The organism is Microbacterium sp. K35 (genome assembly GCF_004794375.1).
In the GTDB taxonomy this organism is placed as follows: Bacteria; Actinomycetota; Actinomycetes; order Actinomycetales; family Microbacteriaceae; genus Microbacterium; species Microbacterium sufflavum.
Window position 1 is genome coordinate 1 of record NZ_SSDM01000394.1, and the last position, 10,542, is coordinate 10,542.

Sequence of the window (10,542 nt, forward strand, 5' to 3'; positions counted from 1 at the left end):
GTCCGGTGTCATCCTCGACGCCCGCACGCGCACGATCGACATCGGCGACGGCCCCGAGAAGCTCCTCGACACCATCCTCGCCGACGGCGCCGCGCTGCTCGCGGCGACCGCGGACGGACTACCGCTGGTCGGTGTCGGCATCGGGGTGCCCGGCCCCGTCGAGCACTCGACCGGACGGCCCACGAACCCGCCGATCATGCCGGGGTGGGACCGCTTCGACGTTCCCGCCTATGTGCAGCGGACATTCGACGTGCCCGTGCTGGTCGACAACGACGTGAACATCCTCGCGCTCGGCGAGCAGGCCACCAGCTGGCCCCGCGTCGACGACCTGATCTTCGTCAAGGTGTCCACGGGCATCGGCGCCGGCATCATCGCGGGCGGACAGCTGCAGCGCGGAGCCCAGGGGTCGGCGGGCGACATGGGCCACGTGCAGGTGCCGCGGGGGGCGGGATCCGAGCGCGATCCGGACGACGAGCGCGACCTCGAGGCCCTGGCCAGCGGCTCGGCCCTCGCGATCGCGCTGCGCGCGGCGGGGCACGAGGTGCACAGCGCCTCCGACGTGGTCGACCTGGTGCGCGGAGGCAACGCGGCGGCGATCGAGGCGACCCGGCAGGCGGGCCGCGACGTGGGCGAGGTGCTCGCCACCGTCGTGAACCTCCTCAACCCGTCGATCATCGTGCTGGGCGGCAGCATCGCGCGGGCCGGCGAGCATCTGCTGGCCGGTGTCCGCGAGGTCGTGTACCGCCGGTCGATCCCCCTCGCCACCCAGCACCTGGCCATCGTGCAGTCCCAGGCCGGAGACCGGGCCGCGGTGCTGGGGGCGGCGATCATGGTCGCCCGCGAGGTGCTCTCCCCCGCGAGCGTCGACCGCTATGTCGCGGCGAAGGGGTCGAAGTCGGCCGACAGCGCGCCGACCTGATCGAGCGTGCTGGCCACCTCGACGAAGCGGCGCTGTTCTGCGGCCTCCTCGATCGACAGCAGCGTGTCGAGCACGTGGTACGCGAACTCGCCCGTGGCGACGTGCGGGCGGTCGTCCGCGATCGAGCGGACCATGTCCAACAGGCCGATGCCGCGACCGGCGAGCACGCCCTCCTGGGCGACGTCGACGATCTCCTGCTCCACGGGCTCCGGCGGCACGAAGTGGCGCGCGAGCGGGCGGGTGATCGTGATCGGCCCCCCGAAGGTGTTGGGGTCGGGGATCGTGATCGTGCCCTCGGTGCCGGTGATCTCCACGATGCCCTGCCGCACGAGGGGCGAGTCGGTGCTGTAGAGGCTCTGGGCCTGGCCGCCGCCCTCGAAGTCGAGCAGCACGCTCAGCGTCGACGGGATCTCGACGGGGAACTCCTGCCCGGCGAGCTCGCCGACCTGCACCCGCCTGGTCGGCGCCCCCTGCAGCCCGAGCGCGGCGACCGCCGCCACCGGGCCGAACACGTGCACGAGCGTCGAGACGTAGTACGGGCCCATGTCGAGCAGCGGACCGGCGCCCTTGGCGTAGAGGAACGCCGGGTTCGGGTGGAAGATCTCCGGGCCCTGCCACTGGAACGTCGTCTGCCCGAACAGCGGCCGCCCGATGTCGCCGCGGGCGATCGCGCGCTTCGCGGTCTGCACCCCGGGGCCGAGCACCGTGTCGGGTGCGGCGCCGATGCGCCGTCCGGCCGCCTCGGCGGTGCGCAGCAGCCGGCTGGCCTCCTCCCGGCTCACGCCGAGCGGCTTCTCCGTCCACACGTGCTTCCCGGCGCGGATGATCGCCTCGGACACCGCGACGTGCGCGGCCGGGATCGTGAGGTTGACGACCACGGCGATGTCGGGGTCGTCGAGCACCACGTCCACGCCGCCCGCCCGCGGCACGCCGTACGCCTCGGCCTGAGAGCGGGCGCGCTCCGGGAGGAGGTCGCCGAGCGCGAGCACCCGCACGTCGGGGAACCGGGTCAGGTTCTGCAGGTACTGGTCGCTGATGTTGCCCGCGCCGATGATGCCGACGCCGACCGCGTCGCCTGCGCGCCCCATCAGCCCGCGACCTCCGCGTCGAGGAACCGCCGACTGCGCTCGATCGCGTCGAACAGGTCGCCCTCGTAGTGGTCGAACTCCACGATGGCGAGCTCGAGCGCGGGGGCCGCCGCGATGGCCGCCACGAGCGGGACGGCGCCGTCGCCCGCGGGCACCTGGTCCGCCGGCGGGTAGGCGTCGAGCAGGGCGGGGTCGAGCGTGCCGTCCTTGGCGTGCACCGCGATCACGCGGTCGCCCAGGCGCTCCAGCAGGGCCACGGGGTCGACCCCACCGCGCGCCACCCAGTAGAGGTCCACCTCCAGCACCACGCGGTCGTCGAGCAGGCCTGCCAGCACCTCCAGACCCGTCACGCCGTCGAACGCGGCCTCGAGCTCGTGGGCGTGGTTGTGGTAGCCGACGCGCACGCCCATCGCGGCGCCGACCTCGGCCGCGGCGTTGAGCAGTCGGGCGGTCTCGGCGATCTGCTCCACCGACTCCCAGCGGGCAGGTTCGGTGTACGGGTCGATCACGGTGTGCATGCCGAGCGTCTTCGCCGCCGCGAACACCTCGGCGGGCGCGGGCACGGGCAGGGTGGTGCCGCTGCCGTCCGGGTTGACGAACGACTCCGACGCCAGGAACGCGTGTCCGGAGGGCGCGGTGAGACCGGCGGCGGCGAGCGCGGCGGCCATCGCCTCGGCCCTGCGCACGAAGTCGTACGGCTCGACGGCCGTGAACCCGCGCGCGGCGACGGCGGCGAGAGTGCCGTCGAGGTCGGCCTCCAGCTGCTCGCGGATGGTGAACAGCTGCAGGGACGTCTGGATCGTCATCGGTCGTGCTCCTCGGGTCGTCGGCGACTCGCGGGTGGTGCCCCGCGCTGGCACGCTATCACCCAATACCTCCACATGGAAGTTTTGATCGCACTAGACTCGGGCCATGCCCCCCTCCTCCGGCGACGGTCCCGAGCGCCCACGCGTCCGCGGCGCCTACGCCAAGGGGATCGCGCGTCGGCAGGAGATCCTCGATCGAGCGATCGAGGTGTTCGCGACCCGCGGCGCCGACCGCACGAGCCTGCGCGCGATCGCCAGCGAGGTCGGCGTCACGCACGCCGCCCTCACGCACTACTTCGGCTCTCTGGAGGAGCTTCTGGTAGCCGTCTACCGCGAGAGCAACGCCCCTGGTCGGCACCCCGAGGCGCGAGACGACGCGACGCCCGTCGAGAGCATGATCCTGTCGGCCAGGGTCAACCGCGAGGTGCCAGGACTCGTGCAGCTGTACTCGACCCTGGTGGCCTCCGCGCTCGAGGAGGGCCATCCGGCGGCGAGGGAGTTCGCCACCGACCGGTTCGCGCGACTGCGAGCGAGCATCGCCGCGACCGTGCGGCAGCAGCAGCGCGAGGGGCGCATCCGCGACGACGCCGACCCCGAAGCGGTCGCGGCCCTGGTCATCGCCGCCTCGGACGGCCTGCAGACGCAGTGGCTGCTCGACCCCGACGCCCCGCAGCACGAGGCGCTGACGCTGCTGGACCGCCTGCTCCGCCCCACCCCGGGCGCCGAGCCCCGACCACCGGAGGATGACCGCGCATGAGCACAGGACGGGTCGTGGTGGGCGGGTCCACCGGATTCATGGGGCAGTACCTCACGGAGCGCCTGCGCGGACAGGGGCGGGAGGTCGTGACGGTCTCTCGCTCGGGCGCCGACCTCGCCTGGACCGATCAGGCCGGGATCGACGCGGCGGTCGAGGGTTCCGCGCTCGTCCTCGGCCTCGCGGGCAAGAGCGTCAACTGCCGGTACACGCCGGCGAACCGCGCTGAGATCTTCCGCTCCCGGCTCGACACCACCGCCGCCCTGCGCACCGCGATCGCGCGTGCCTCGGCCCGGCCCGCCCTGTGGATCAACTCGTCCACCGCGACGATCTACCGCCACGCCGAGGACCGGCCGATGACCGAGGCGGACGGCGAGCTCGGCAGCGGCTTCTCGGTCGAGGTCGCGAAGGCCTGGGAGCGGGAGCTGTTCGCGGGCGCGCTGCCCGGCACGCGCCGTGTCGCCCTACGCAGCGCGATCGTGCTGGGCGACGGCGGAGTGCTCGGCCCGCTGCGCACCCTCGCCCGCCTGGGCCTCGGTGGTCCGCAGTACGACGGGCGCTGGCCGGTGAGCCGTGCGCGCCGGGAGGCCGGCACCGCGCATCGCTTCGGCGCGCGCCGCGGTCGCCAGCGGTTCAGCTGGATCCACCTCGAGGATGTGGCGCGGATCGTGGAGTTCCTGGAGCAGACGCCGGCGCTGGAGGGTCCGGTGAACGCCGCGTCACCGAACCCCGTGGACAACGTCGCCTTCATGGCGGCCGTGCGTCGCGCGCTGGGGGTGCGTCTCGGCCCGCCGACGCCGCGGTGGATGCTGGAGCTGGGCGCGATCGGCATCCGCACCGAGACCGAGCTCGTCTTGAAGAGCCGGTGGGTGCTGCCCGAGAAGCTCCGTGCCGCGGGCTTCACTTTCCGCCACCCCGACCTCGATGAGGCGCTGCGCTCCTCCTTCGCCGCGTCGACCTGATCGCACCCCGGCGCGCGATCAGGTCGACGTCTCGGGCGAGGGTCACACCGAACGCTGCAGGGCCGGGAACGTCCAGCTCCCGTCGAGGAGCTCGGCCCGCGGACGGTACAGACGCACGAGGTAGTTCCACCCCTCCGGAATCGGGATCACGTTCGGCACGCCGTCGGGGTGGTCGCCGAACCGCACCGTGATGGCGCCGTCGTCGTCCCGGACTCCGGTGATGTTGTTGATCGTGTAGGCACCGCGGTCGTTCGGCTCGAAGAAGCCGTCGGCGTTGTACACCGAGATGGACCAGAACCCGTCCACGGGAACGTCGACCACTCGGAGTTCGTACCGCCCCTGCGGCAGCCGCGGGTCGACTCCGATGTACTGAGCCTCCCAGGAGGGCAGCCCTCCCCACCCCGCCGCGGTTCCGATCAGTGCCGGATCGGATCGACTTCGGCCTCGGCCCCGAACATGCGGTCGAAGCCGCGCAGGTTCCGCGCAAGAGTCAGCAGCGCCCCGCGTGTCTCGTCCAGGTCCGCGGGGTCGTCGTCGGGGAGGGGGAACGGTTCGGCGGACGCACTGTCGATCCCGAGCTGATCCTGGAGCGCCGTCACGACGGCCACGTCTGCCTGGTCTTCCGGGTCGACGAGGATGCGCACCGCGACCACGACGTAGGGTGTGCCGAACCGCTCGGTGGTCAGCCGGTACTCTCCGGGGTCGTGGAAGACGGCGTCCACGTAGTGGCGTTCGTTGACGACCATCGCCGAGAGGTAGCGATCGCCGTGGTCCGGGATCGTGAGCGTCGCCCCCGCGCGGATGTCGACGACGGCGAAGCTGTAGAGCGTGTCGCGGTTGAGCCGGATGACCGTCTGATGCTCGATCGCGGCCGGCTCCCTGTTGTGTCGGAACCGGTTCACGCCCCCGGCATCGCGCTGCAGGTCGGACATCATGCGGTGGGTCTCGGCGACGGCGAAGTTCTCCACGTTCACGGGTGCGCTCATACCGGCATGATGGCACCGACGCGCACCCCGAGCCAGGATCGTCTCGAACGGCCGGTCTCCGAACCGTCTACGCTCCCGCCGCGGGCGCGTCGCCGTCGTCGCGTCGCCGCTTCTCGAGTTCCTCGCGCAACCGCCACTCCTCGATCTCGCGGTCGAGGTCGGCGATCTGCTGCTCCGTCGTGCGGGTGTCGCGGGGCCGGGAGGGGGGCGCCGTCACGGTGGGTGCGGCGGGTCGTTCGGCCCTCCGCATCCGGGGGATCGCGACGCCGCCCTCGCCGTACTCGCGTCCGAGCGCGAACCACAGCAGGCTTCCGACGAGCGGCAGCAGGATCACGATGATCAGCCACACCATCTTGGGCAGGTGCTTCACCTGCCCGTCGTCGCGGGTGATGATGTCGATCAGCGCACCGACCATCAGCGCGATGATCAGCAGCGAGAACAGGAACGGCATGAGTTCAGGGTAGACGACGGGTCGTGCGCCGCGCCGCCCTAGGGCAGGAGATGCCCGGCGGCGCGGAACAGCTCGTACCACTCGGGCCGCGTGAGGACGACGTCGGCGCCGGCCGCCGCGTCCCGCACGCGCTCGGGGGTCGTGGTCCCCAGCACGACCTGCATCCCGGCGGGGTGCCGCGTGATCCACGCGGTGGCGATCGCGATCGGCTCGACGCCGTACTGGGCCGCGAGCCGGTCGATCACGGCGTTCAGCTCGGCATACTCCGGACTCCCCAGGAAGACACCGGCGTCGGTGCCGCTCTGGAACGGCGACCACGCCTGCACCGTGATGCCGTTCAGCCGGCAGTAGTCGACGATGCCGCCGCCGTCGCGCACGATGCTCTGGTCGTGTCCGCCGATGTTCGCTGCGACCGGCTGCGCGATGATCGGCGCGTGGGTGAGCGACAGCTGCAGCTGGTTGGCGATCAGGGGCTGGCGGACGGCCGTGCGGAGCAGGTCGATCTGCGACGGGGTGTGATTCGAGACGCCGAACGCCCTGACCTTGCCGGAGGACTCGAGGTGGTCGAACGCGCGCGCGACCTCGTCGGGCTCGACGAGCGCGTCCGGTCGGTGCAGCAGCAGGACGTCGATGCGATCGGTGCGCAGCGCCGCGAGCGATCCCTCGACCTGGGTGACGATGTGGTCGTAGGAGAAGTCGAACATCCCCTGCGTCGGCACGATGCCGCACTTGGTCTGCAGCACGATCTCGTCGCGCTCGCCCGGGCTGAGGGCGAGCGCCTCCGCGAAGCGGGCCTCACAGCGGTGCATCGCACCGCCGTAGATGTCGGCGTGGTCGAAGAAGTCGATGCCGGCCTCGCGGGCTGTCGCATACAGCTCGCGGATGTGGGCGTCGTCCTTGTCGGCGATACGCATCATCCCGGCGATGACGGCGGGGGCGGTGGCGGTTCCGAAGGGCACGGTCTTCATGGTCGCCACGCTATCGCGCACTCACGGGTCCACGGCAGTCGAGAACGGCAGGAGGTCCGTCACCGGGATGTCGAGCGCCGCCGCGATGCGCGCGAGGTCGACCATGGTGAAGTCCACGCGCGCGTCGAAGAGGTCGTGCAGTCGACGAGCGGAGATGCCTGATCGATCCGCCAGCCGGTCGAGCGACACTCCGGCGTGCAGTCGCGCCGCCTCCACCGTCGATGCCATCGTGTGACTCAGTTCTGTCCCCATACGCCGACACTACCCCCACACGTGGACACTCACTCGGGAAGAATGAACCGATATGACGGCATCTTGATCTCGGAGCGCTGCTAGGGTGTGCCGAATGAGGACACCTGCCGAGCAGTTCAACGAGGCCGTCGGGCGGCAGATGCGGGCCGAGATCGCCGCCGCGCGCAGCAGCATCGCGGCGATGGCGCGCAGCGTGGGGATCGCACGCAGCGCCCTCGACAACTACGTCACCGGAAAGCGCGCGATCCCGGTGCCCGTGGTCTATGCCGTGTGCGCGACTCTCGGGATCGAGCCGCACGTCCTGGTCGCGAGAGCCGAGGAGCGCCTCGACGCCGACGGCACCACCGCCATCATCACTCCCCTGCGCCGCACCGCCGATGTCGCCACCCCGCGCGACAATACCCGCGAGGTCGCCTTCGAATCCGACGAGCGGCACGACGCCGACACCGACGACCTCTACGACTGACGCCGACGACCGTGGGAGGACGCACATGCAGCAGCTCCTCCTGCGCGCCGAAGACCTCGGTCTGCGCGTGATCGAGCGCCCGGGACGCACGCGCGGCGGGTTCGATCCCGCGACCGGCACCATCCGCCTCGCGCCGGGCATGAGCAGACGGACGGCCCGCAGCGTGCTGGCGCATGAGCTGGGTCACGCACATCTCGGTCATCGACCCACCGAGGTCCCCCACACCCGCGAACGCCAGGAACGGGCGGCGGACGAATGGGCCGCCCGGCTCCTCCTCACACCGCAGGCGTATGCCGCCGCCGAGCGGGCTCGCGGCGCGCACCTCGCGAGCCTCGCCTTCGAGCTCGATGTCACGGTCGAGATCGTCGTCGCCTTCCAGCGTCTGCTGCGCCAGGGGACCACCGCGACTCGGGCGGCGTGAGATCCACCCGCATCGCGCTGGTTGAATGGGGACATGGCCTTCCTCGTCCCACCCGCCCCCGTGACCCTGACCGGCGACCTCGTCGAGCTGCGTCCCCTCGATCGCTCCCACATCGACGGGCTGGTCGACGCCGTCCGCGAGGGCGAGCTGTGGAAGACGGCGTGGTACACGTCGGTCCCGGAGCCCGACGGCGTGGCCGCGGAGGTGGATCGGCGGCTCGGGCTCGTCGACCGCGGCGAGATGCTGCCGTTCACCGCGATCGACGCGAGCGGACGGATCCTCGGCCTCACGTCGTACTACGACATCGTCGCCGACGTGCCTCGGCTCCACATCGGCTACACCTGGAACCGCCCGTCCGCGCACGGGACCGGAACCAACGCGGAGTCGAAGCTGCTGCTCCTGCGGCACGCGTTCGAAACGCTCGGGGTGTTCCGCGTGGGGCTCACCACGCAGTGGGTCAACTTCCAGTCGCGCACGGCGATCGAGCGACTGGGCGCCAAGCAGGACGGCGTGATGCGCGCGATGAGTCGTTACCGCAACGGCGCGCTCCGCGACAGCGTCGAGTACTCCATCATCGAGCCCGAGTGGCCCGCGGTCCGGGCGAACCTGGAGGCGCGGTTGTCCCGTCGGCGCTGAGCGATCGCGCCGACGGGGTCGGCCTCACTCGGTCGGGCTGCCGGTCCAGTTCTTGGAGCGGCGCGTGGCCGAACCGCGCTGCCGCATCGCGAAACCGAGGGCGAGCGAGACCAGGATGATGCCGGCGCAGAAGGTGAGCGCGGCGGCAGTATCGGGAAGCTCGTGCGCGATCCCCAGCAGCCAGAAGCCCCCGAGGAAGAGGATCATGAAGAACAAGAAGCTGAGGATCACGGGATCTCCTGTCGTCGGTGCCCTACCAGGATAGCCCGGGCCCGGGAAGGCCCTGTGCCGCGGTCACCGGCCCTGGTGTGATCGTCGCATGACCAGTACGCTCACCGCCCTCGCGATCTCCTGCACGCTCAAGCCGTCCCCCGCGGAGTCGAGTTCCGATCTCCTCTCGCGCCAGCTGCTCGACGCCCTGTCCGCTCATGACGTCTCGGGCGACGTGGTGCGGGCCGTCGACTTCGACATCCGCCCCGGCGTCGAGAAGGACATGGGCGACGGCGACCAGTGGCCGACTCTGCGTCGGCGGGTGCTGGCGGCGGACATCCTCGTGTTCGTGACGCCGATCTGGATGGGCCAGCACTCGAGCGTGGCGCAGCGCGTGCTCGAGCGGCTCGACGCCGAGCTGAGCGAGACCGACGACCAGGGCCGCCCGATCCTGTTCGACAAGGTCGCGATCGCCGGCGTGCTCGGGAACGAGGACGGCGCCCACCACATCTCGGCGATCCTGTTCCAGGCGCTCGACGACATCGGCTACACGATCCCCGCCCAGGCCTCGGTGTACTGGAACGGCGAGGCGATGCAGACGGTCGATTACAAAGACCTCGAGGAGACCCCGGAGAAGGTGGCCTCGGCCATCCAGACGGCCGCGCGCAACGCGGCACACCTCGCACGGCAGCTGACCGCGCAGCCGTACCCGGCATCCTGACGCGAGGACACCCGCCGCGGCGCCCTCACTCCGTGGCCGCGAGGCGCCGGCGCCAGTAGTCGATCTCCGCCTTCGACCGTGGATGGCTGAGGGGATCGACCGCGGCATCGGCGTCGTCGAGCCACGCCTGCGCGGAGAGCCGGTCCCCGGCCACGCACGACAGGGCGCCGAGCGCGATGCCGGGCGTGAACGGTCGGGTGCGCAGGTGGAGCGTCGTCTCGGTGTGGCCGGTCACCGGATCCCGCACGCCCTCCGCAGCCGGGATGCCCTCCCCTGTGGTGAGCACCGCCGCGAGCCGAGCCCGGTCGCCGCAGGCGCCCAGGAACGGCACGATGGCCGAGCGCACGCGGGCGGCCAGCCGCTCGAGGGTGTCCTCCTCCGCGAACCACGCGCTCTCCACGATCGACACATCGAGCTGGTAGGGCTTCACCCGCTGCGGGTCGCGGTGGGCGGCGACGCCGTCCTCCGGATGCAGCGCCGGGAACAGCACGCCGTAGTGCACGCTCATGTGCAGGCCGCTGGAGAAGAAGTCGATGACCTCGACGCGGTCCTCCACGGTCCGCCGCCACGTGCGCCCCGACTTGCGGAAGCCGAATCCGCGCATCGTGCCGTCGACGTGGTCGCGCAACAGCCGATCGACCTCACCACGCAGCACCCGGGGGATCGGATTCGCCTTGGCCCGCACGGCCGCCGCTTTCTCCCGCTTCAGGTCGTCGTCGCGCGTCGCCGCTCGGGCCGTCGCCTCCGAGCCGAGCGCCGTTCCGATGCGCTTCACCAGATCGCGGCGTGCGATGCTCTCCAGCAGCGCCTCGAGCTCTGCGGTGTCGGCGGGCGCCTCGCGCTGCACCAGACTGTCGATCGCCGCGGTCGCCACCCGCAGGGCGAGCGACTCGGTCTGCGGG

The 10,542-nt window shown here is 71.6% G+C and carries 16 protein-coding genes; 7 read left to right on the plus strand and 9 right to left on the minus strand.

Annotated elements, in window-relative coordinates; genetic code table 11:
- Nucleotides 1-919, plus strand: a 919-nt coding sequence (locus tag DW299_RS16195; RefSeq protein ID WP_136037189.1) for an ROK family protein, incomplete at its 5' end; no start/stop codon positions are given.
- Here the strand turns inward: DW299_RS16195 and DW299_RS16200 are convergent.
- Complete coding sequence (locus DW299_RS16200; protein WP_136037190.1) at nt 871-2,007, minus strand: Gfo/Idh/MocA family protein; 1,137 nt, start codon at nt 2,005-2,007, stop codon at nt 871-873. The two genes, DW299_RS16195 and DW299_RS16200, sit on opposite strands and share 49 nt — an antisense overlap.
- Complete coding sequence (locus DW299_RS16205) at nt 2,007-2,813, minus strand: sugar phosphate isomerase/epimerase family protein (RefSeq protein WP_136031102.1); 807 nt, start codon at nt 2,811-2,813, stop codon at nt 2,007-2,009. Before DW299_RS16205 ends, DW299_RS16200 begins: the two co-directional genes overlap by 1 nt.
- Before the next feature lie 106 nt (nt 2,814-2,919).
- Between DW299_RS16205 and DW299_RS16210 the strand changes: the two genes are divergently transcribed.
- Together DW299_RS16210 and DW299_RS16215 are read left to right on the plus strand one after the other, a co-directional pair.
- On the plus strand, nt 2,920-3,570 hold the full coding sequence (locus tag DW299_RS16210; RefSeq protein WP_136037191.1) for a TetR/AcrR family transcriptional regulator: 651 nt from the start codon (nt 2,920-2,922) through the stop codon (nt 3,568-3,570).
- The gene (locus tag DW299_RS16215) at nt 3,567-4,529 is read left to right on the plus strand and encodes an epimerase (protein ID WP_136037192.1); all 963 of its coding nucleotides are present in this window, start codon (nt 3,567-3,569) and stop codon (nt 4,527-4,529) included. The genes DW299_RS16210 and DW299_RS16215 overlap by 4 nt, the downstream gene beginning before the upstream one ends.
- Before the next feature lie 42 nt (nt 4,530-4,571).
- Here DW299_RS16215 and DW299_RS19550 read toward each other — a convergent pair whose 3' ends face one another.
- The 5 genes from DW299_RS19550 to DW299_RS16235 all read right to left on the minus strand — a co-directional run bounded on the left by DW299_RS19550 (nt 4,572) and on the right by DW299_RS16235 (nt 7,186).
- A complete protein-coding gene (locus DW299_RS19550) occupies nt 4,572-4,850 on the minus strand; it encodes a DUF1214 domain-containing protein (protein ID WP_240745431.1) in 279 nt (92 codons plus the stop codon).
- 95 nt (nt 4,851-4,945) lie between these two features.
- Nucleotides 4,946-5,515 (minus strand): DUF1254 domain-containing protein, encoded by a 570-nt coding sequence (locus DW299_RS19555; RefSeq protein WP_240745432.1) that lies wholly within the window; start codon nt 5,513-5,515, stop codon nt 4,946-4,948.
- A gap of 67 nt (nt 5,516-5,582) precedes the next feature.
- Nucleotides 5,583-5,966, minus strand: a complete 384-nt coding sequence (locus DW299_RS16225) for a PLD nuclease N-terminal domain-containing protein (RefSeq protein WP_136037193.1) — start codon at nt 5,964-5,966, stop codon at nt 5,583-5,585.
- Between the two features lie 38 nt (nt 5,967-6,004).
- On the minus strand, nt 6,005-6,934 hold the full coding sequence (locus DW299_RS16230) for an aldo/keto reductase (RefSeq protein ID WP_136031111.1): 930 nt from the start codon (nt 6,932-6,934) through the stop codon (nt 6,005-6,007).
- Between the two features lie 21 nt (nt 6,935-6,955).
- Nucleotides 6,956-7,186: a helix-turn-helix domain-containing protein gene (locus tag DW299_RS16235; RefSeq protein WP_206253032.1), complete on the minus strand. Its 231-nt coding sequence runs from the start codon at nt 7,184-7,186 to the stop codon at nt 6,956-6,958.
- Nucleotides 7,187-7,280: 94 nt separating this feature from the next.
- Between DW299_RS16235 and DW299_RS16240 the strand changes: the two genes are divergently transcribed.
- Genes DW299_RS16240 through DW299_RS16250 form a run of 3 tightly spaced genes read left to right on the plus strand, consistent with a single transcriptional unit; the run spans nt 7,281 to nt 8,709 of the window.
- Nucleotides 7,281-7,652: a helix-turn-helix domain-containing protein gene (locus DW299_RS16240; RefSeq protein ID WP_136031115.1), complete on the plus strand. Its 372-nt coding sequence runs from the start codon at nt 7,281-7,283 to the stop codon at nt 7,650-7,652.
- A 25-nt stretch (nt 7,653-7,677) separates the two neighbouring features.
- Nucleotides 7,678-8,073 carry an ImmA/IrrE family metallo-endopeptidase gene (locus DW299_RS16245; protein ID WP_136031117.1) on the plus strand — a complete coding sequence of 132 codons (396 nt, stop codon included), beginning with the start codon at nt 7,678-7,680 and terminating at the stop codon, nt 8,071-8,073.
- 33 nt (nt 8,074-8,106) lie between these two features.
- Nucleotides 8,107-8,709, plus strand: a complete 603-nt coding sequence (locus tag DW299_RS16250) for a GNAT family N-acetyltransferase (protein WP_136031120.1) — start codon at nt 8,107-8,109, stop codon at nt 8,707-8,709.
- 24 nt (nt 8,710-8,733) lie between these two features.
- Here DW299_RS16250 and DW299_RS16255 read toward each other — a convergent pair whose 3' ends face one another.
- Nucleotides 8,734-8,940: a hypothetical protein gene (locus DW299_RS16255; RefSeq protein WP_136031122.1), complete on the minus strand. Its 207-nt coding sequence runs from the start codon at nt 8,938-8,940 to the stop codon at nt 8,734-8,736.
- Between the two features lie 88 nt (nt 8,941-9,028).
- On the opposite strand from DW299_RS16255, the gene DW299_RS16260 reads away from it, so the two are divergent.
- Complete coding sequence (locus DW299_RS16260) at nt 9,029-9,640, plus strand: flavodoxin family protein (RefSeq protein WP_136037194.1); 612 nt, start codon at nt 9,029-9,031, stop codon at nt 9,638-9,640.
- Between the two features lie 25 nt (nt 9,641-9,665).
- On the opposite strand, the gene DW299_RS19285 is transcribed toward DW299_RS16260, so the two are convergent.
- The coding region (locus DW299_RS19285) for a DUF4304 domain-containing protein (protein ID WP_205814429.1) at nt 9,666-10,542 on the minus strand (877 nt) is incomplete at its 5' end.

What these genes read in the sequence shown, in the direction of transcription:
- DW299_RS16240 (WP_136031115.1), top strand. Translation starts at nt 7,281, where the DNA reads ATGAGGACACCTGCCGAGCAGTTCAACGAGGCCGTCGGGCGGCAGATG.
- DW299_RS16215 (WP_136037192.1), top strand. Translation starts at nt 3,567, where the DNA reads ATGAGCACAGGACGGGTCGTGGTGGGCGGGTCCACCGGATTCATGGGG.
- DW299_RS16230 (WP_136031111.1), bottom strand. Translation starts at nt 6,934, where the DNA reads ATGAAGACCGTGCCCTTCGGAACCGCCACCGCCCCCGCCGTCATCGCC.
- DW299_RS16200 (WP_136037190.1), bottom strand. Translation starts at nt 2,007, where the DNA reads ATGGGGCGCGCAGGCGACGCGGTCGGCGTCGGCATCATCGGCGCGGGC.
- DW299_RS16225 (WP_136037193.1), bottom strand. Translation starts at nt 5,966, where the DNA reads ATGCCGTTCCTGTTCTCGCTGCTGATCATCGCGCTGATGGTCGGTGCG.
- DW299_RS16210 (WP_136037191.1), top strand. Translation starts at nt 2,920, where the DNA reads ATGCCCCCCTCCTCCGGCGACGGTCCCGAGCGCCCACGCGTCCGCGGC.
- DW299_RS16245 (WP_136031117.1), top strand. Translation starts at nt 7,678, where the DNA reads ATGCAGCAGCTCCTCCTGCGCGCCGAAGACCTCGGTCTGCGCGTGATC.
- DW299_RS16250 (WP_136031120.1), top strand. Translation starts at nt 8,107, where the DNA reads ATGGCCTTCCTCGTCCCACCCGCCCCCGTGACCCTGACCGGCGACCTC.
- DW299_RS16235 (WP_206253032.1), bottom strand. Translation starts at nt 7,186, where the DNA reads ATGGGGACAGAACTGAGTCACACGATGGCATCGACGGTGGAGGCGGCG.
- DW299_RS19555 (WP_240745432.1), bottom strand. Translation starts at nt 5,515, where the DNA reads ATGAGCGCACCCGTGAACGTGGAGAACTTCGCCGTCGCCGAGACCCAC.
- DW299_RS16260 (WP_136037194.1), top strand. Translation starts at nt 9,029, where the DNA reads ATGACCAGTACGCTCACCGCCCTCGCGATCTCCTGCACGCTCAAGCCG.
- DW299_RS16205 (WP_136031102.1), bottom strand. Translation starts at nt 2,813, where the DNA reads ATGACGATCCAGACGTCCCTGCAGCTGTTCACCATCCGCGAGCAGCTG.